This window comes from Psychrobacter proteolyticus (assembly GCF_003350005.1).
In the GTDB taxonomy this organism is placed as follows: Bacteria; Pseudomonadota; Gammaproteobacteria; order Pseudomonadales; family Moraxellaceae; genus Psychrobacter; species Psychrobacter proteolyticus.
In genome coordinates this window covers 796,541-817,427 of record NZ_QLKS01000001.1, presented here as the reverse complement: position 1 = coordinate 817,427, position 20,887 = coordinate 796,541, and the positions used below count along the sequence as shown (strand labels likewise).

The following is a 20,887-nucleotide window of genomic DNA, read 5'->3' as shown; positions in this document are numbered from 1 at the left end:
GCTAGTCGTAAGAGCTTCAATATTTTATAAGGTGGCTAGTTCATCGTGTGTCTCATCTATTCACTCGGGTCTGAACCGGGTGGAAAGTCATGGCGTAGCTGTGAGACATTAGCAGTCGTAACCTTATCTGTGAAATTGTTTAGATCACTATGTACGTATTGTGTGACGGCTGCTATTTGCTCATCGCTCATCATGCGGTGGAACGATGGCATACCGCGCAGACCATTGATTAACACACTGATAATATAGTACTTCGATTCCATCTTGCTATTATTTGCCAGTGGTGGATAGTAGCCTGCTCCTTGCGCGCCTTCACCTTTTCGCATATGACAACCAGCACAAGAGTCATCATAGAGTTTTTTACCATTGGTGGTAAAGAACCCTGTTTTGCCTTGGATGCTGCCTTCAAATTTAGTGAGCCATTTCTGCAGGCTAGCATCATCGCTCATTTTTGGTATTGAGCGTACATCGACAATATTGCTGGTGGGTTCAGCCAACTCGTTTTTGGACATATACACGCCGCCCCATGCACCTTGATTGCGACTGGCCTGATTTTCAAAATTGTTGTCAAACACCATGGGTGCTGTCTGCGGGTTGGCGATAGTAGCTGTGTTTTTGGTTCTATTCTGACTACAACCTGACAACGTTGTTAACACTATCGACCCGCCAATTATGACCGTTATTATTGCCTTGCCCGAGCTGAGAGAGCTAGATGATTTTATTGGGTTTGCTGTCATCACGTTCATAATTGTTCCTAATGTGCCTAGTCTCATTGTTATCATCCCTGCTTCAACGATAGACGTGTTATACAGAAGCTTATTAAAAAGACACTGCTACCCAAGCTTTTTGGCCTTTTGGTGCAAGCGTTTGGCGGCATCCATACCAGATAGAATCGCGCCTTCTTGCCACGCAGGAATGTGCGAACAGTGCTCACCTGCCAGTACGATACGGTGGTCAATTTCGCAGAGTGTCTCATAGTACTGCTCACGGCTGGACTCGCTCCAGATACCATAACAGCCAAGCGACCAAGGGATACGGTGCCATGCGACAGATGTGCCCGAGCGGAACTCCTTGGTATATTGTGGATGAATCTGTTTGCCATAGGCGAGCGCCGCGTTGATACGTTCTTTGGGTGTCAATGAGTTAAATTTGTACGAAGTCTCGCCAAATCCATAAGCACCAAGTAGCACACCTGAGCCTGAGCTAAACATATCCTGTGACGGATAGGAGATTTGGGTGATCGGCAGATCAGTATAGGTGATGCCGCCATAGATCCATTCATCCTCTTCCCAAAACCGTCGTTTAAACTCCAAGCCCACTTTGTAAGAGCTATCATAAGGAACGGCTGCCATGGCTTGTTTCATTGGCGCGGAGACGTTGATATCCATCTGCGTCAATATGGATAAGGGAATATTACAAATGCACCAATCCGCGCGCATCGTTTTGGTAGCACCGTCAGGGCTATTGCTATCGACATAGTCAACGGTGACGCCCGTCTCGTCTTGATTGATTTTGGTGACTTTGGCATTGAAGGTAATCATTTCGCGACACTCACGCGTGAACGCATCACCGATTTTCCCCATACCGCCGACAGGCTGAAACATCGTTGGTTGATGCACATGGACAGTATAGTTGGTATAAATATCCGACCACATGCCTGAGTCCAATAGCTTGTCCATTGGTAAAGGCGCTGACGGCTTGGCATCAGGCATCAAACCACCACCTGGATACACACTATAGCCACGATGCTTACCCGTTTCATGACTTTTTAAATAGCGATAGTTGTTATCCAGAACGCCCCAGCCTTTTAGGCCCTCAAGTAGTTTTTCTTTGTCTTCTTTATCAACGGTACTGTCGAGACTGCCTTTATTCACCGCTTTAGACAATAACTCTGACACATAACCGCGAATATCGCTTTGCACTTCGCCTAAGCGCTGCGGTGCACCATTGAAGTGATTGGTACGATGCAGATAAGCACGATCATTGGTTTGGATAAAGGGTTGTAGTGCCACACCGAATTTTTTGCAGTAATGAAAGACCGCGTAGTGGTGGATGGGTAATCGCCATGGCCCACCATTAAAGTAATTGCCTTGTTTAAAGTCGCACGTGACTTCAGCACCGCCCAGCTCCGTATATTTATCACCGCTATTGAGCGTCCAGCTACGTCCACCGCCGCGATTTTGGTACTCGAGCACGGTTACTTTATAGCCTGCTTTGCGTAGCTCATAGGCCGCAGTAAGCCCGCCCAATCCTGCACCCAAAATCACGATACTGGCACCAGCTGGTGCGCCCTTGAGTTTCATTTCTTCTTTAAAGCTCGACTCAGATGCAAACCCCAACGTGGTCATCGCTTGATACATCGCGGTCGCGCCTGCCGTCTTGCCTATCATGGAGAGCAGTTGCCGACGCGTAGGGGATTGGAGCAGGTCATTCATAGGACTATCCTTATCGTGCTGAGTCTTTACATTATTATAAGAAGCGAAGATTAGAGCGCATTTTTATAGTTGGTTTTATGGCTAGCTTTTTTCTTTTATCACGCGCGTGACATTCGCCGCGCTGACATCGCTGTTTGGTAGACCACCAAACGTAACCCGTACATAATTAGTAATGCTAGCGATTTGTGCAGGGCTTAAATCTTTTGAGAAGCCGGGCATTTTTGGTGCTGTGTTAAATGCACCTTTCGCGCCAAAGGCAATCACGCCAACGAGCACATCAGGTTTTACGCGGCGAATACTACTGAGGCCAACGATGGATGTATAGCGTGCATCAGGCTGGGCGTAACCGTCAACGCCATGACAACTGGCGCAATGTGCTAAATATAAGTCTTTTGGTGAGTTGCTGTTCAGACCATTATTGTTGGCACTGTTGACAGTATTCGTTTTAGCCTGCGCCAGATAGTCTTTTTGCTCCAGTAAGTTATAAGTAATAGAGTTGCTGACTGGCTGCGGTAGGCGAGACACATTGACAGGTATCAAATAGTCATCGGTCTTAATGGCTGGGACGACTTTTAGATAAGACGCCATCGCGATCAGGTCTTCGTCAGTGAGATAGCGTGTACTGTGCGCCACGGCTTCTGCCATTGGCCCGCCCGCGTAAGCGCGCTTATCAAGCGTTCCTGTACGCAGGTAAGTCACGATATCCATTTCGCTCCAAAGGCCGATACCCGTATCGTTGTCAGGGGTGATATTTGGTGCAAACCATTTACCAAGTGGTGCACCGGATAAATAACGATCTTTATCAAGACCTTGGGTTAGGTTACGCGGCGTATGACAAGTGCCGCAGTGCTCTAAGTTATTGACCAAATATTCACCGCGCTGCTGGGTTGTCGTCAGCCCTGAGCGGTTTTCAGTAGAGGGCACATTGATGACATTCCATGCCAGCATTAAGCCACGAATATTTAACGGGAAAGGCAAATGAGTGTTTTTTTCAGGTGGTTTGTCTACGATAGGTACGGTCTGGAAATAAGCAAATAAGGCACTGACGTCATCATCCGTCAGTCCATGATAGGACGGGTAAGGCATAGCAGGATAGATCTGATGACCGGGTGCGCGACCTTTGCGTAAGGCTTTTTTGAAGTCAGATTCAGTATAATTGCCAATACCATAGCGTGTCGATGGTGTGATATTGGTCGAATAGATATTGCCAATGGGTGTCTCAATCGGTACACCGCCACTATAGTCATCACGGTGGCAAGCCATACAGTCAGCGGTACGCGCCACGTAAGCCCCGCGGTTGGCAAGCGCACTATTAGCAGGGCTGACATTTGGCAGGGTTATTCGACTGTGCAAAGTTTTCATTGGCAGGCTGACCGTGCCTGCCATCACGACGTTAGACACTAAGCTGAATCCCAATGCCAATGCTAATGAGAATGACAATGATAATGCTGGCATGACGGCAGAAAGTGGCTTCACAATGTCCTTATAATACCGATGAATCATGTCTAATTCCTTTTTAAGCTTTCTACAAATCACTACCTGTATCTATTAAGACAGTGGCGAAACATTAAAAATACTACTGTCTGGCGGCTTCGACCTTGATACTTAAGTCAAGGTTTTGGGTCAGTCCGAACCAAGCGAATTTATTGATATTCCATCTTGTGCGATTAATGGTAGCAGTGAACTCGCCACCGCAAACATCCTTTCTGATGCTCGTGTTTAGATAACAATCAAATTTAGTCGCGGTTAGGCTAATTGGGTGTGTTTCGCCATGCAGGGTCAGTTGTCCATCTACCCGAGTAACCTGCGGGATTTTCTTATTTTGATCAAAATACCACTTCGTCGACTTAAATTGCGCCGAGGGAAATTTTTTTGCATCAAAAAAATCAGGCCCCGTTAGACTGCTGTTAAAAGAGGGGTTGCCCGTATTTAAGGAATTTATCGGTATGATCAGTGAGATGTCGCCTGTTCTTCGGTTTGGATCGTATTGCAATTGACCTTTGATATTATAAAAACCACCAGTCGTGGCTGAACTCTTAAAGCGTTCGATAGCAAATCGGATATGAGTGCTGGCAGGATTAATAGCGTAACTGGCAGCTTGACTGCTATTTGCAGCGCCCACGAGCAATAATGGAATGGTCAGAAAAGAATAGATATGCGATGATTTTGGCCTAGTAGACAACAAGCGCATAGCTACATTCCTTTACCGACTATTGATATAGAGGAGCTTATTCACAAGCGCTATCCTTGCGTTTGCTTAACAATAAGCCAGTGATTGTTTATTATTTATACAGGGTTTTTCAAATACTTAGTAGTGCTATTTTAGTAAAGAGATAACGAACAACTCTGTCATGACCGAACGTCAATTCCAAGTATTGATGCTAAGTACTGAACCTAAGTGCCAACTTTAAGTATTAGAGTGTTCAATGCTAGACAAGCTAAGACCAGTATTTCTTTTATCGTCGTTGGTGCTGTGTGCTTTATTTTTAATTGATTGTTTGAAAAATAGGGCTGCGAGCATACAGGCTATGGTTAATGACAGCAGCATTGAGACCAATGTATGGCTAAAGAAATGATCACCAAACAGCATTTTATACAGTCCCATTGTCCAGCCTAAGACCGTTACTGATATGACTATCTGGTAGCAGTATTTTCTTAATGTCGGTAAAAAAGCCAGTCCATATAAAGAAAACCCTGCGCTGGCGTGAGCTGCTGGGAAGCATCTGGCAGGCGTTGCTGCTACGATGTTTTGCCAAAGATTGAGGTAGGGTAAATCCCCATTAAAAATGGCTAAGTCATTTGGGCAACTAACATGGGTGACGCCTTTGAGCGTGGCAATAGTAGCAGGTACAATCGCCAGTATAATCAGTAGGTAGCCAATCTCGCGCATAGGTAAAGGAAGCAGAAATTTATCAAGCTTATTATGACTGGGCTTACTGCGATTTAGCTTATTACGGTTTAAGGTAGTAGCATTAAGCCTTGACTGTCTATACTTGATGATTAAAACCGCTATGAGGTAGACAGCCAATATGATCAATAATGCTTTGGGTAAATCATAAAAGATAAATGCATAAGGCTGCGCGCCTTTTTCGAGTAGCCAGTGTCCATTGTTGTAAAAAAGCTCACTGATGCGTACATCTAATTGGCTATGCTCAAAAACCAAGGTAGCCATGATGGTTACGCACAGTAGTTTTAGCCAGTCCCAAGTCATTGCATTGTTTTTTGAAGTCATGACTACACCTAATAACGTATATGCGATGTTGATGGATTTTAATACGACCTTCGTTTTATCGTTTACCTAAGATAGTGCTAGCAATGCCTTGCGCTGATATGCGAGTGCTCGTCATGCTTTAATAAAATAGAACAGATAATGCCATTACCCATAAGATCAGTAACAAACATAAAGACAAAAACTGTGCAGCAGAGCCGACATCTTTTGCGATTTTTGCGAGCGGGTGTTTGGCGGTTGAAGTATGGTCAACACAGGCTTCAATTCCTGTATTGAGCAGCTCGACAATCAACGACAAAAAAGAAGCGACGACCAGCATCATTTTTATACCAAGCGCAAAAGGCATAACGATGACAGCAGCCAGCAGTACAAGGTGGAGCCACACAACTTGTCTAAAAGCCGCTTCAAATTTGTAAGCTGCTTTGAATCCATCCAGAGAGTAACCAGTGGCTTTTACAATGCGGTAAAGCCCCGTTTTACCTTTGGCATGACCTGCAAAGCTGTCAGCTGCAAGTGCACTATCATGTGCTGTTTGGTTGACAGAACTATGCTCGGTTGACGGCTCTATAAGGTTGGTATGAGTAATTTGCTTCATAGGGCATTCTTAATGGTCTATTAAAATTAAGATAGCCTGAGTATAAGACGGGAGAGGTTAAGAAAACGTTAAGAAGATATAGATGGTTGAGAATAAAGCGTAATGGTTGTTTAAGTTTTTCATTTCTCAATCAGCAATTATGATTGGGAAATGAAGATGTCTTTGAGCTATCAGGAGGTTATTTATAATAAATACTAAAGGTACTGCCACCTGAGCGATTGGCTTGGTGAGTGAGCTGCCAGCCCATATGTGACATGATACGCTGGACGATACTGAGTCCTAGACCTGATCCTTCAACCTTATATTTTGTCTCATGCTCTGACGACAGGACTATTTGCTCGTCTTTATACTGAGACTCTAATCGCTCAAACCGTTCATAGAGTAAAGGCATCATCGCCTCAGGAATACCTAAGCCAGTATCAGTCACCGTGATTTTTTCGTCGTCGATAGTAATGGTTACTTCGCCATCATCGGTATACTGAAATGCATTTTTTATGAGGTTGCCTAATGCCATTTTTAGGAGTTCGGGGCGTACGTAAGCGCTATATTCCTGCTCAGCAATTATCTGACAAGTGACAGACTTATACCGCAGCAAGTATTTTAGGCGCTGCATTTCCGCTAAAGCGATACTGTTGATAGAGGTTTGCGGTGCATCTAACTTTTCAGGCGCGCGCGATAGTAGAAGCAGGGCGGTGATAATCTCAGAAGTTTCTTTGGCCGTAGTGCTGATACGGTTGGTAAACTCGTTTAAGTGGCTGTCAGCGTCTAGTTGCGAGGCCAATACTTCAGAAGCCCCCATGATAATAGTCAGTGGCGTGCGTAACTCGTGGCTGACATCACCAGTAAACAGTTGCTCGCGCTTGAGATATTGCTCTAACTTGTGGTTTTTCTCATCGATAGCCCGTGCCAAGACACCAACCTCAGATGGCAAATATGTTAAATCGCTTAAGTTATGATGGTCGGTCTCGACGGCTCGCTTCAAATCCAATAGAGGCTTAATGATCTGTTTGGAAGATAACTGAGAGAAGATAGCAGCAATAAGCAAACTTAAAATCACCGCTACTTTTAGTGTATCCGCAAATATATCTTCTAAGTTTTCGAAGATTTCTAAAACAGGGTAGTGCTTCATTACCATCTCTACCCCTTCTAAGTATGTCAAAATATAGGCTTGACCGTCTTGTTGATAGGCGAAAAAATGAAGGTTGCCGTGGGTTTTGCCAGACTCATCATTTATAGTGACAGAGGTTTCTTGAACGGTTTCATTCGCCATTGTTTGCAGACTGGCAGGAGCATTATCGTAGCGGTAAATTTTGATACCTGGATCGGCAGTGTAAATAGGCTGATCGCCATACTCTTTTTGACTGAGCTCTAGCTGCTGTAACAGACGAGCCTTGACCAACTCCTGCTCTATTCGGCTCTCTGCGTACAAGAAAATACTGATAAAAGCTGCGCACAGTAATAACGCGAATATGAAGTAAGACAGTCTGAACTTATTGGCTATCGAGTCTATATTGAGCATGGCGTAGGACAACCTAATAGAAGAAGGCGATATATAACAGAGCTATATATAATAGAGCAATAAATACGATACGGTCAGTCAGTTAGTAAATTGGATAAGGTTTATTCAATTCATACTGCAATCATGACTACGCGCTTGCTGATTTATTAGGGTCAACAATTTGGTAGCCCACGCCAGATACTGTGATTATCATAGGTGTGTCAAATGGCTTATCAACCTGCGCGCGCACACTGTGCATATGGGTGCGCAGTGCATCACTACTCGGTATATCTAGTCCCCATACTTTTTCTTCAATCTCAGTTTTACTGACGACTCTAGGCGCTGCGCTCATTAGGATATGCAATATTTTAAACCCAGTTGGGGTGAGCTTCAGTGATTGTCCCTCACGCATAATAGTATACTCACTATTGTTCAAGGATAGCGCTCCGACTGCAATACTGTGGGCAAAATGATCGTCTTCATGGCGACGTATGAGCGCTTTGATGCGGCACTCTAGCTCAACCAATGAAAACGGCTTGACCAAATAATCGTCAGCGCCGCTATCAAAACCAGCGACTTTATCCAAGATTGTATCGCGAGCCGTGAGCATTAGCACAGGCGTTTTGTCATGCAGCTCTTCTCTGAGTTTTTTGCACAGCTGCGTGCCATCCATACCTGGCAGCATCACATCTAGCAATATCACATCATAACGATTGTTTGAGGCGAGTGTTAGCCCGCTATAGCCGTTGTGCGCGTTGTCTAACTCAAACCCTTTTGGCTCAAAAAAAGCATAAATATTGGCCACGATATCGGGGTTGTCTTCAATAACGAGTATCTTGTACATGATGCTGACCTAAGAAATAATGGTTACCTAAAAGGACTGAGTAATATAAAAACGAATGTAGAGAGCTGTTTTAATAAATTATTTGGAATAACTCACTTTTAACCACTCAATTAGAATTGGCCAGTTTGAAAAAAGTTGCTTCACCTTTGACTTCATCGGTCGTAATACCGAAAAAGCTAAGCAACGTCGGCGTAATAAAATCGTGTGATACGGGCTGACTGCTCATACTAGAGAGACTATCCGCATCGATGTTATTACTGTCTGGTGACCAAATGACTGCGGGCACGTGTTTTTGGGTATCTGGTGCGAACTTATAAGGCAAGCCGTGCAGGTAGATATTATTTTCACCCAAACTCTCCCCATGATCACTAATATATACCATTACCACATCATAATCTTGTTCGTAAGATTTTAAGGTATCGATCACGTTATTCAAAAAGTGATCAGTATAGCGAATCGCATTATCGTAGCCATTTATCACAGACTGAGCATCGCACTTAGATAGCTCATTGGTCATGCAAACAGGATTATATTTTTCAAATGCTTTGGGATAGCGCTGATAATAGGCGGGGCCATGATTGCCCATTTGATGCAGCAAAATAAGTGTGTCTTTCGGCATCTCTTTCTGTGAGCTGCCTGACTTTACAAGTTCATCAAAACCATCAAGCATACCGATATCTCGGCATTCGACATCACAGTTCGGATTGGTATCAGCCGTTTTGTAGTCCTCAAAAGTAACACGATCAGCCACGCCTTTAGAGCTAGAGTTGTTGTCTCGCCAAATAACATTGACCCCTTGCTTGCTTAGCGTATCGAGTACGTTTTCATTGTACTTGGCGGTATCAATATCATAATTTTCCCGATTTGCATAACTGAACATACATGGCACTGAATAAGCCGTAGAAGTGCCGCAGGAGACGGCATCTTTAAAGCTATAAAGGTCCGTCTGCTTTGAGAGCAGCGGTGTGGTATTGCGTGTATAGCCGTTCAATCCGAAGTGATCTGCGCGAGCCGTTTCGCCAACCACAAACACCATCAGTTTTGGTTTAGCATTGCCATTAACACTATTAGCAGGGGCTACGCGCTTTGCATCTGTCGCATGTAGCGTGAAAGTATCAGGACGCCGCAGCTCATTGACATAGTTTTCGCCAAGTTTGATCGTAGAGTAAATAGGCGTGATCGGGTTAGCATAAGAACGGACTTGTTTATGCTGACGAAAGAAGCTGGCGTACTGGTCACCAAATGGTAAAAGACACGCTGCGATCAGTGCGATAGACAATATCAACGTGGCTGTTTTTTGTAGAATACTGCGTTGCCAAGTAAAGCGTTTTAGACGAATTTTGCTAATGATAAATGCTGGCAACACGCCTAATATCAGCAGTCGAATGACCATGCTGGGGGCAAACAATCCCATCGCCTCTGCTTGATCGGTCTCCAGACTGTTGATCAGCATGTTGGTGTCAAATATCGTCCCATAAGCATCGGTAAAATAACCGCATATGGCGGCAGTAATCAGTAGCGCAATCAATACTGGTTTGGCAATAGGGCGATAGCAAAGCAGCTGTAATACCAGCCACATCAGTCCAAACAATAGACCAGTAATAGACAGGATAAATCCGACGTTTGTGCTAAATGGATAGACATTTAACACCTGCTCAAAAAAACCAATATTGGCAGTCGCCACCAAATATAAGGCAATGATGATAATAAGATAACTGAGATTTACCTCACGACCGTAGAGCTTACTCAGATAGCTGTTTTTTTTATTGGCTTTAGGCGTGTCGATTTTGGCGGCTTGAGATATTGACATACAGATACTTCTCAACAAGATGGTAGGAAACGTCATTCCTTACCATAGCAAGTGGTCTGTTAAGAAGATGTTAAGGCAGTTGATGCTAACTCTAATAAGTTAGATATTGTGTGGATTGTTGAGACGGCTTTATATATTCAAGTCAGGCAGGATTCATCATTGCCATTAACTGAGATTTGTCCTTTATAGTGATGAAACCATAGTGCATATCGATAAGGTTCTGCTTTTGCCACGATTTGATGATTTTATTGATGGTTTGTCTAGTAGTGCCAAGCATAAAGCCAAGCTCTTCTTGCGATAAGCGCAGATCTATTTTGATATCACCATTCACTTGCTTACCATAAGTGTCAATCAGCCCAATAAGCATGCTAGCCAATCGCGCTGAGGTATTGAGTGAGGTAGCATCGTCAATCCAATCAAATGCTCGGCGAATTCGCTGGCAAGTAATAAGCGCTAGATGCTTGTATAAAATCGGATGCGATTGCGCTGTTTGAATCACTAGATTTCTTGGGATTGAGATGAGCGTTACTTTGTTAATCGTCCACGCATCATGGGTGCGAGGATTGTCATCTATGATAGATATCTCACCAAACCACTCACCACTAGATAGATGTGCCAGTGTCATGGCATGGCCACTAGCGCTCACATTACAGACTCTAATCGTACCCGACACGACAAAGTGTAGCGCCGCATCATCGTTATCACCGATGGCATGAATCATTTGGCCTTTTTGGTATACCTTTAGCACCGCATCGCCTGCCAGTAGCGGCTGCACAATGGCTGGTAATTGACTAAACCATGGGTCGTTATTTAAATAATGATTGATATTCATAAGTGTAATGTTTTTGACAGATTTGGTTTTATGAAATGGTGTAAGGTAATCATTCAGGATATCTAACACAGTAAAGGAATACACCATGCAAACAGCTATGCAAACCGCGACATCAACCGATTCAACTTCGAGTGTACACCATAATATGAGCGAACAAGAGTGGCAGATGCGCGTAAATCTTGCCGCCTGTTACCGAATGATTGCCTCTTATGGCTGGGATGATCTGGTATTCACTCATATCTCTGCCCGCGTGCCAGGCACTGAGGATGAGTTTTTAATCAATCCGTACGGGATGTTATTTGAAGAGATTACCGCCTCTAGTCTGGTTAAGGTCAATAAGGTAGGCGAAAAAGTAGCGCCATCAGAGTTCGAAGTCAATCCAGCTGGATTTATCATTCATAGTGCTGTGCACGAGGCTCGCGACGATGCGCATTGTGTCATTCATCTGCACACAAATGATGGCGTTGCCGTCTCAGCGCAAGAAAAAGGCCTACTACCTATCTCGCAACAATCGTTATTTCCGCTATCTAACTTGGCATACCATGACTACGAAGGCGTTGCATTAAACCCTGAAGAAAAGGTTCGTTTGGTTAATGATTTAGGTGATGCTCACTTTATGATTTTGCGTAACCATGGTCTGCTCACTTGTGCCGACACAGTTGCCAATGCGTTTTTATACATGTATATCATGCAAAGAGCTTGTGAGATTCAGATCAAAGCGCAGAGCGGGGGAGGCGCATTGACACCAATACCAGCACAGATACTAGCAGGTATTCAAGCTGCATCGGAGCAAGTGACTAGAGGTGCGAATGGCGATATCGCATGGCCTGCGTTACTAAGAAAACTGCGCCGCACCGACCCATCATTTGAGGAGTAAGTCTCTAATGATAACTCTTGATGAGTGGCAACGGCAGAGGCGGTATAATTCTATTTAAGGGTACCTACTATGATATTCTTGCAGGCCTACAGCAGTCAGGGTTACATCAAAGGATAGGACGATCACATGATCTGAAGCCGTCAATGGTTTTAACATAGTCTTATCCTTATATTTATTCATTTTGATACTTTATAGAACCTAGAACCTAGAACCTAGAACCTAGAACCTAGAACCTAGAACCTAGCAAGCTCTTATAGCTATGAGCTGCCTAAGGTTTTGGCTATAAATTTTCAAGAGAATGAACATCTATACTAAGTAGGTACCTACTCATGATCCCCATCTCCATGTTTTGTGGTGGTTGCCTCCAAGTCTGACTTTGGTGGCAACTCAACCAATTTAGCCAACTTTGGTTTTATCCATATCTCAAAGTCTTCGATCAACTCATAGACCACGGGTACCAAAATAAGTGATAACAATGTCGAGCTAATAAGTCCACCAATGACTGCAATCGCCATAGGTGCACGGAATTCGGAACCCTCACCTAATGCCAAGGCTGTAGGCACCATTCCAGCAGCCATTGCTATCGTTGTCATTACGATTGGACGTACCCTTTCACGGCACGCTGATAACAAGGCATCCCTTTGTGAAGCGCCTTTATGTTCAGCTTCAATGGTAAATTCAACTAATAAAATGGAGTTTTTAGCAGCCAAACCCATAAGCATTAACAAACCAATCAGGGCTGATAAATCAAGTGAACTGCCCGCTATCAGCAGACCTAAAAACGCACCTGCTAGTGATAAAGGCAATGCTGCCAAGATCGTAATTGGCTTAAAGAAACTTTTGAATAACAGTACCATCACACCATAAATCAAACCAATACCCGCAAGGATGGCAAAGCCAAAACTAGAAAACAGCTCATTCATAGTTTCACTCTCACCAAATGCTGGTTGTGTCACGTCAGATGGTAGGTTTTTTAGAGCTTCTAACTCATTAACGGCTGCTGTTGCTTCTCCCAAGGTAACACCATCGAGCTGTGCTTCAATCGTTGCACGGCGTTTACGATCATAGCGATCAATGCGCGATGCACCGGGTTGAAAGCTGATATCAGCAACTGCTGATAAAGGTACTGAGGCACCACTAGAGGTAGGTATTTCTAGATTTCCAATTGTTTTTAAGTCTGTACGTGCGCTATCAGGCAAGCGTACGCGTATAGGCAGACGCTGATCGCCTGTATTAAATTTGGCAGTATTGGAGTCCACGTCACCAAGCGTGGCGACACGAATGATGGAGCCAAGGGTACTAGAAGTTATACCTAGGCGAGCCGCTTCAACTGGCTTAGGTGTGATAATGAGCTCTGAGCTAGGTCGTGGCGTCACTTGATGTACATTACTAAGCTCGGGAAGACCACGCATTGCTCGTTCAAGTTTGAGAGCTGACTCAGACAGGGCATCAGCATTTTCACTTGCTAGGACAATTTGCAATGTTGTACTACCACCGCCGCTAGCTTGACCAAAACCAATACGTACATCAGGGACACTTAGCAAGAGTGAGTCGAGTGAGCTTTGAAAAGATTGCGTCGATTGCGCTCTATCCTCGTTAAGAAGCACGGTTGCTTGTCCAGAGCCCACATCCCCATTACTAGAACTTGAGCCGATCGATGTAAATACGGCTTTTACATCGTTTAACGCAAGCAGTTTTTCTGTTAGCACACTATTGCTACGGCGCATGTCCTCTAAGGTGGCACCAGGTGCGCCTTCGATTGAAAGCTGAACGATACCATTATCCTGTGGCGGCGTAACACCAGTTGGTAGTAACGTTGCTAAGAAGACAGAACCACCGAGTAGCAACCCTGCTAGTCCAAGTGATGTCCAGCGGTATACGAGTGCAAAATCGAGTATCTTACGATAGATGCCTTTAAAAGGTTTAGGTTTATGGGGTTTTGTCGAGGGTTTTAATAAATAGGCAGCCATCAGGGGAGTGAGTAAGCGCGCTACTAAAAGTGAAAACAATACTGAAATAGCGACAGTGAAACCGAACTCTTTAAAGAACTGTCCAGCGAAACCACCCATTAGGGAGACGGGCAAAAACACAACAACAATCGTAGCTGTTGTAGCCACTACTGCTAGCCCAATTTCATCAGCACCTACTAAAGAAGCTTCATAGGGACTTTGGCCTGTTTCAATACGTTTTTGAATATTTTCTATTTCAACAATGGCATCATCAACCAAAATACCGATGACCAATGTCAAAGCGAGCAGGGTAATCATGTTCAAGCTAAAACCCATCCAACTCATCACTGCAAAAGTAGGAATGAGAGAGATTGGCATAGCAGCAGCGGCAATAAGTGTCGCGCGCCAGTTTCGCAAAAACAAAAATACCACGATGGCGGCAAGCAACATACCTTCTATTAAAGCACTTAAAGTAGCCGTAAAACTATTCTCCGTACTAGTCGCTGTCGACACAATACGTTCAAATGTCACATCAGGGTAGTCTTCTGCTAATTGACTGGTAGCTTTAGCGATTGCATCTGCTACTGCCACATCAGAGGCGGCTTTGGTTTTCTTGACTTGAAAACCAACGACCGATCGTCCATTTAAAGAAGCAAACCCACGTCTTTCTGCTGCACCACTAGAAATAGTAGCAACGTCAGACAGTTGAACTGTATTTCCACTAGTGCTAGGGATAACTAAATTATTTAATGCTTGTACAGATTCGGCAGCACCAAGTACGCGCACTGTCTGTTCTCTTTCACCAATCTCAGAGCGTCCACCAGGTACATCGGTACTTGATGTTCGTAGCGCATCATTAATATTAGGGGCTGTCAAACCCAACGCTTGGAGACGATTTGGATCAAGTGTGACATTGATCTCTCGATTGACACCGCCCACTAAATCTACTTGAGCAACCCCTTCTTGTGTCATCAACCTACGAGCAACCGTGTCTTCCACAAACCAGCTTAGTTCGACGTCTGTCATCGATTCGGTAGACACAGCATAGGTGACGACGGGTGCTGAGTCTATATCGAAGCGTTGTACGATAGGTTCGTCAATACTGCGAGGTAAGCTACCTCGAATACGATCCACGGCTGAACGAACTTCATCTGTTGCTTTTTGTGCGTCTTCACCAATTTCAAATTCAATTGTACTGGACGACACACCTTGAGTAACAACGGACTGAACATGCTTGACGCCAGAAACATTAGATACAGCAGCTTCTACGGTACGTGTAATCTGAGTTTCAACCTCGCTTGCAGCGGCACCTGGTAATGTGACGTTTACTTGGACAATCGGAAATGAAACATCAGGATAGAGTTTAATAGGTAAAGAGCGATAACCATTTACCCCTGCAATGATTAGTACAATAAAGAGAAGGGCGACTGGAATGGGGTTGCGGATTGCCCATGCCGAAATACGAAGATTCATGGTGTCACCTGCGTGTCTAGTGCAGTTTTTTCGGATACAGCATCAGATGTAGTTGCCTTGCTAAGAGGATTCACCAAATCGCCATCCAGTAAGAAAGCACCACCGCCTAGAGCAACGCGAGTACCTACCGCTGGACCGTTTTTGATTTCAACAAAACCATCGGTTCGAGCACCAGTCTCTATCTCAACTCGACGCGCTAAATTATTTTGATCAATAACAACTAATAGCGAGCCACTGGCTTCAAACTGTACCGCTTTTTCAGGCACAGCTGGAACTGGTGTAGACACTTGCTGGAAAACAACTTTTGCATAACCACCGGCTCTTAGTTCAGAATGAGCTGGAAGTTGTACCCGCACATGACCAAGTTTCGTCTGTGGATCGATGCGAGGTGACAATAGCCTGACTTTGCCTTTTAACTCAATGCCTGATGGCAATATGATTGTGGCTTCTTGACCAACAGTAATATTAGCAAGATCGTCTTCGGGTACTTCTGCATCCAATTCGATTAAGCTATTACTAGCAAGTCGAAACATCGGTTGAGATTGTCCTGAAACATCGCCAAGACGCACAATGCGTTCGAGTACAAAACCATTTACAGGAGAGCGTACTTCCATACGTTGCTTCTGTGTTTGCAAGTCATTCAACTGGGCTTGAGCGACTGCAACGCCAGCATCTGCGTTTTTCGCTTTAGCAACTCTAGTAGCAATCTCTTCTTCTGAAAATGCCCCTATGTCTTCATAGCCTTTGATGCGATTGGCTTCAGCACGTGACTGATTCGCAAGCGTTTTGGCTTGAGCGAGATTGGCTTCAGCTTGTGCAATTTTGGCTAAAAGTAAGCTTGGATCAAGACGAGCTAGCACCTGGTTTTTCTTAACGGTAGAGCCTTCATCGACCAGTACTTCGGCAACTCGATAGCCTGATATCTCGGAACCAACGGCCACCTCTTGCCGTGGTAGCAGCAATCCAGAAGCCGTTACACTACCTGTCATAGGTCGTAATGTTATGGTATCTACGCTAATGGTTCGTGTACTCAGCTCTTTAGTAGTGGTTTCAGCAGTATCCGCCTCTTGTGAACAGCCTGCCATGAAGACCATCACGAAACTAAGGGATAAAACCCAGTATTTAATATGCATTGTAGCTCTCTATATTTTAGGGCTTTTTGATATGGACTATGCCGACTGATTTTTGATGTTTAATGAGGCAATACCAAGCTTTATTATTAAAACTTATAACCGCCCCTTGCATGAAATTGGCAGTTACGATGATTGATAGTTGCCATGACTGATCTTTAGTATGTATTTCTTAAACAATACATACTAAAGATCATAACTATTTTTTGTATAGAAACCATTAGTCTAAATATGACTGTCGGTCACATTTAGATAAAAAAATTCTATACACGCTCAATTATTAAAAATTCTATGAAATTAATAGGTGCTTTGTCCTTAAGAAGTAGGTCGATCATGGTGTACCAGACCTGCTAGCATAAAAGTAGTGACTTCTTCTAAATGCTGCTCGTGATCTATGTTACCCAGATATCCGCTCCAGATAAGTTGTATCGCACCCCAAAATATGGATTGAAGCCCAAATAGTAAAATGTGGATAGGTTTATTAGGAAATAAACCCTGTTCGATACCTTCAGCCATTAACTGATGAGTGTAAGTACTGACCTGTAATTCAGATGCTTGCATTTCAGCAAGTAACTTACTCGGAAGTTTTGAGCGAAACTCGGCTCTGCTACAAAACATGAATACTCGATGTAGCTCTTTACTAGACAGGTGCATCTCCCACGCTGCTCGCAAATAACAACGGAGCCGATCGAGTACAGGCATAGACGGATCGACAAGTGCTATTTCATTGGCCATCCGCTTTTGAAAGCGAATTGCAAGGCGCACATAGATCTCATTCTTACTTTCAAAATGCTTGTATATGGTGCCCTTACCCACTTCAGATTTGTGCGCGATTTGCTCAACCGTCACTTGTTCCCAATCATCCGATTCAAACAAGCTTAAAGCGGCATCTAAAATTTCCTGACCGCGTTGTTCAAACTCACGAATTTTACGCTCTTGGATGCCCATATTTTTACCTGTTCATATAATGACTGATGGTCATTGTATAGACTGCCAGTCATAGTAACAACTATTTCTAATAATATTAATATATAAGTAAAAATATTTTGCTTAGCAAAATAACTGTCATAACATCTAACCGAAATTTTGAATCAATCAAATGAGGATTTAGGAAAGTCTAACCTGAATAGTCTATTTAAGAAATTTAATAGACTATTGTTGATTATTTTAACAAATAGTAGTTGTCTTCAAGACTGGTTCATTATTATGTGTGTGATTCATAAAATACGGATTCTTTACTAAAAGCATGCTTTTCATTGACTTGCCAATAAAGTGGCTTTCCATAAACTTCGGAAAAGTAATCGATTAGAGTTCTAACATTTAAAGAAACATGGCGAGTATTAGGGTAGATGGCAGCGATATGCTGAGGTGTGGTTTTGATAGCTGTCTCATAGTTAGGTAGTATTTTGACCAATTTACCATTCTTGAGATGATCACCGATTAACCAGTCAGGAAATAGGACAATGCCCATACTCTTAAGAGCGGAGACCAACAATGACTCTGCGTTATTAGACATAAGTAAAGCCGAAATATCGAAGGACATCCACTCTGCACCTTGGGTTCTAAAAAGCCAACGATTTGGACCCGAGGATCCCTTATAGACCAAACATTTATGATGGGCTAAATCGGCTGGCGTTTGTATATTATCGTGTTTATCGAGATATTCTGGAGAAGCGGTAAGATGGTAAGTTTGCTCACCAAAAATACGAGCATGAAAGGATGAGTCATTTAATGTGCCAATTCTAAAAATAACATCAGTTGCATGGTGATGCGGATCAACAAAATCATCTGTTAACGTCAAGTCTATCTGTAATTTGGGATGTTTAGCACTGAGCGCTGGTAGCCAAGGTGCAATATGTCGTTGACCGAAAAACACTGGTGCATTTATTCTCAATAGGCCACCTGGCTGCAGTGTGCTGTCCTGAAGTTCTTGTTGAGCGGTGTCCATGCTTTCAGTAATAGAGTGTGCATAGCGCATAAATATACGCCCCGCTTCGGTAGGGATAACGGCACGTGTATTACGATAAAAAAGCTGCTGCCCGAGCGCGTCTTCTAACTGTTTGATGAGACGTGATACCTTTGAAGCAGACACGCCTTCTTTTCGTGCTACTACAGAAAAACTCTGAGTCTCAAAGACGCTGATAAAGAATAGTAGCGTTTTTATACTGATGTTATCGACATTATTCATTTGTGCAACTTATGCAAAAGTCATTTCTATATTATAGCGTTTTTCATGGGTAACGACTGCTGTAAACTATGCCGTCTTGCTTATGGGGAGTCGTTTTATGCAAATTTTATTAATACTGGTGGTCGTTTTAGGCGGCATGGGGCTATCCGTTGAAGCAGGATTGCTAGGTCCATTGGGCAGTCAGGTAGGAGAGCTCTGGGCCACGTTAAGTATTTTTGGTGTTGGAGCAGCCTTAACGTTTTTTTTGATGTTGTTTTTTAGTCCGCGGGAAAGTCCGTCATTTTTTTCGCAGCCACCTTTATTATTAATTGGCGGTATTTTAGGACCTATCTATGTTGTGGTGTTGACCGTAGTAACTCCAGTTATTGGTATTGCATTGACGATGATTGGGATACTTGCTGGACAGGTATTTCAAAGTCTACTCATAGACCATTATGGGTTGTTCGAAACTGAAGAACGAAAAGTAGATGTGAGAAGGATTATTGCGCTAATTTTCATCATTGCAGCGCTTATTTTTATGGCAAAGGGGTAGACCAAATGATGCTTATTTTGATGATTGTATTAGCGATAATCGGTGGAGCTACTCTGAGTGTGCAAGCAGCCTTGAATGGTCGATTGGGTAGCAATGTTGGCGTATTCAAGAGTGCTTTTTTAACTTTTTCAGTAGGAGCAGTCGTGACAGCCTTACTGATTTTTTTCTTTGAACCCAATCATACGGTCACTTTGATGGATGTACCTAAATGGCAGCTTTTGGGTGCGCTATGCGGTGTTCCTTACATTGTTATTATGGTAGTTGCAGTACAACGTATAGGGACGGCTGTAGCTACGGTTGCGGTAATCTTTGGACAGTTAAGTATGAGTGTGTTGATCGATAATTTCGGTTGGTTAGGAAACGAATCGATCAGCCTGTCAAGCAGTCGGATTAGCGCATTAGTATGTTTAGCTATCGCCCTGTACTTTATCTACTCTAGCAATAAGCCTAAGCTTAGCAATAATAGTTAATCGCGTATTCTCTTATCCCTCCAAAACATGAAAGTCCCTATTATTAGCGTAATAGTAGGGACTTTCATTTTTGTATCACTGATGATCCTAGACTGTGGTACGAATACTATTTATTGCTTTTATTGATAGACGATAATGAAAGTACTGTGGTTATTAATCTGATTTATATAGGGACTTGAAGGTATGTAAAAAAACTTCATAACAATATATCAATATTTTTTATAATCATTATTAAGCCACTGATAACCATCAATATAAGTAGCATTAATCTAAACTGCCTAATACTAATACCCATTAAGAAACGTTTGCCAATAACATTGCCAATAACGGCACCCAGTCCTAACACAATGCCATATATCCATATTTTTGCTGTCAGAATGCCAAAAAAAGCATAGCTGACAATTTGGATAATGCCTACAAAAAAGGAGTTAGCTGTTTTGGTGGCAATAAGGCGTTCTTTTTCTAGTCCAGCATTCATATAAAAAGGGTTAAGTATAGGACCGAGACCTCCCACCAGTGTGCTCATAAAAGCAATGATAAACCCCAAGGGTACAAAACCTATTTTTGGCATATCGAACGTTTTACTCACTTGACCAAACTTATATTGGAAAATAGTAGATACTAAAAATACTCCAACCAATAATTGAATCCAATCTGCATCTAAACGACTAAATATTAATGCTGCCAACCATGCCCCTATAGTAGCACTTGGTACATAGTATTTGGTTAATGACCAATCAATATCATGCCAGAATAGATATAGTCGCGAGACATTACTAATAAAAGTAGCTGAGTTGATTACAGGCGGCGCAGCTACTGCTCCTATCATCGGAGAGGTGGCTAGTATTAGCAGCATCGCTCCACCACCACCGGATATAGTCGATATAATAAAAGCGACCATGCCAGCAAAGAATAAACCTACTAAATGCCAAGTTGGTATAGTTTGCAATAAATCTAAAATAAGAAACACTATAAAATCCTATTTCATGAGTGACATCATATAGTGATGTTTAACTAATTTTGGA

18 protein-coding genes are annotated in these 20,887 nt (G+C 43.2%); 3 read left to right on the top strand and 15 right to left on the bottom strand.

The window, feature by feature from the left end:
* Positions 1-56 precede the first annotated feature (56 nt).
* From DXK30_RS03330 to DXK30_RS03285, 10 genes are all read right to left on the bottom strand, one after another.
* The gene (locus DXK30_RS03330) at positions 57-737 is read right to left on the bottom strand and encodes a c-type cytochrome (protein WP_114700683.1); all 681 of its coding nucleotides are present in this window, start codon (positions 735-737) and stop codon (positions 57-59) included.
* Between the two features lie 96 nt (positions 738-833).
* Complete coding sequence (locus DXK30_RS03325) at positions 834-2,435, bottom strand: flavin monoamine oxidase family protein (RefSeq protein ID WP_114700445.1); 1,602 nt, start codon at positions 2,433-2,435, stop codon at positions 834-836.
* 81 nt (positions 2,436-2,516) lie between these two features.
* Positions 2,517-3,911: a c-type cytochrome gene (locus DXK30_RS03320; protein ID WP_227670642.1), complete on the bottom strand. Its 1,395-nt coding sequence runs from the start codon at positions 3,909-3,911 to the stop codon at positions 2,517-2,519.
* Positions 3,912-4,011: 100 nt separating this feature from the next.
* Positions 4,012-4,626 (bottom strand): YceI family protein, encoded by a 615-nt coding sequence (locus DXK30_RS03315; RefSeq protein ID WP_114700444.1) that lies wholly within the window; start codon positions 4,624-4,626, stop codon positions 4,012-4,014.
* Positions 4,627-4,842: 216 nt separating this feature from the next.
* A complete protein-coding gene (locus DXK30_RS03310; protein ID WP_114700443.1) occupies positions 4,843-5,667 on the bottom strand; it encodes a PAP2 family lipid A phosphatase in 825 nt (274 codons plus the stop codon).
* Positions 5,668-5,785: 118 nt separating this feature from the next.
* Entirely contained in the window at positions 5,786-6,259 is a 474-nt protein-coding gene (locus DXK30_RS03305) for a diacylglycerol kinase (RefSeq protein ID WP_114700442.1), read from the bottom strand.
* A 178-nt stretch (positions 6,260-6,437) separates the two neighbouring features.
* Positions 6,438-7,778: a sensor histidine kinase gene (locus DXK30_RS03300; protein ID WP_114700441.1), complete on the bottom strand. Its 1,341-nt coding sequence runs from the start codon at positions 7,776-7,778 to the stop codon at positions 6,438-6,440.
* 127 nt (positions 7,779-7,905) lie between these two features.
* On the bottom strand, positions 7,906-8,601 hold the full coding sequence (locus tag DXK30_RS03295; protein WP_114700440.1) for a response regulator transcription factor: 696 nt from the start codon (positions 8,599-8,601) through the stop codon (positions 7,906-7,908).
* Between the two features lie 106 nt (positions 8,602-8,707).
* Positions 8,708-10,411, bottom strand: a complete 1,704-nt coding sequence (locus tag DXK30_RS03290) for a phosphoethanolamine transferase (protein WP_114700439.1) — start codon at positions 10,409-10,411, stop codon at positions 8,708-8,710.
* A 142-nt stretch (positions 10,412-10,553) separates the two neighbouring features.
* Positions 10,554-11,243, bottom strand: coding sequence for a Crp/Fnr family transcriptional regulator (locus DXK30_RS03285; RefSeq protein WP_162799507.1), 690 nt, complete (start codon positions 11,241-11,243; stop codon positions 10,554-10,556).
* 85 nt (positions 11,244-11,328) lie between these two features.
* Here DXK30_RS03285 and DXK30_RS03280 point away from each other — a divergent pair, with 85 nt between their 5' ends.
* Complete coding sequence (locus DXK30_RS03280; RefSeq protein WP_227670643.1) at positions 11,329-12,120, top strand: class II aldolase/adducin family protein; 792 nt, start codon at positions 11,329-11,331, stop codon at positions 12,118-12,120.
* Positions 12,121-12,443: 323 nt separating this feature from the next.
* Here the strand turns inward: DXK30_RS03280 and DXK30_RS03275 are convergent, their stop codons facing one another.
* The 4 genes from DXK30_RS03275 to DXK30_RS03260 all read right to left on the bottom strand — a co-directional run bounded on the left by DXK30_RS03275 (position 12,444) and on the right by DXK30_RS03260 (position 18,860).
* On the bottom strand, positions 12,444-15,542 hold the full coding sequence (locus DXK30_RS03275; RefSeq protein ID WP_114700437.1) for an efflux RND transporter permease subunit: 3,099 nt from the start codon (positions 15,540-15,542) through the stop codon (positions 12,444-12,446).
* The gene (locus tag DXK30_RS03270) at positions 15,539-16,627 is read right to left on the bottom strand and encodes an efflux RND transporter periplasmic adaptor subunit (protein WP_162799506.1); all 1,089 of its coding nucleotides are present in this window, start codon (positions 16,625-16,627) and stop codon (positions 15,539-15,541) included. Before DXK30_RS03270 ends, DXK30_RS03275 begins: the two co-directional genes overlap by 4 nt.
* Before the next feature lie 360 nt (positions 16,628-16,987).
* Entirely contained in the window at positions 16,988-17,620 is a 633-nt protein-coding gene (locus DXK30_RS03265; protein ID WP_114700435.1) for a TetR/AcrR family transcriptional regulator, read from the bottom strand.
* 256 nt (positions 17,621-17,876) lie between these two features.
* Entirely contained in the window at positions 17,877-18,860 is a 984-nt protein-coding gene (locus tag DXK30_RS03260) for a LysR family transcriptional regulator (protein ID WP_114700434.1), read from the bottom strand.
* 97 nt (positions 18,861-18,957) lie between these two features.
* On the opposite strand from DXK30_RS03260, the gene DXK30_RS03255 reads away from it, so the two are divergent.
* Together DXK30_RS03255 and DXK30_RS03250 are read left to right on the top strand one after the other, a co-directional pair.
* Positions 18,958-19,392 (top strand): DMT family transporter, encoded by a 435-nt coding sequence (locus tag DXK30_RS03255; RefSeq protein ID WP_114700433.1) that lies wholly within the window; start codon positions 18,958-18,960, stop codon positions 19,390-19,392.
* A gap of 8 nt (positions 19,393-19,400) precedes the next feature.
* Complete coding sequence (locus DXK30_RS03250; protein ID WP_114700680.1) at positions 19,401-19,862, top strand: DMT family transporter; 462 nt, start codon at positions 19,401-19,403, stop codon at positions 19,860-19,862.
* Between the two features lie 196 nt (positions 19,863-20,058).
* Here the strand turns inward: DXK30_RS03250 and DXK30_RS03245 are convergent, their stop codons facing one another.
* Positions 20,059-20,832, bottom strand: coding sequence for a sulfite exporter TauE/SafE family protein (locus tag DXK30_RS03245; RefSeq protein WP_227670644.1), 774 nt, complete (start codon positions 20,830-20,832; stop codon positions 20,059-20,061).
* Positions 20,833-20,887: the final 55 nt, after the last annotated feature.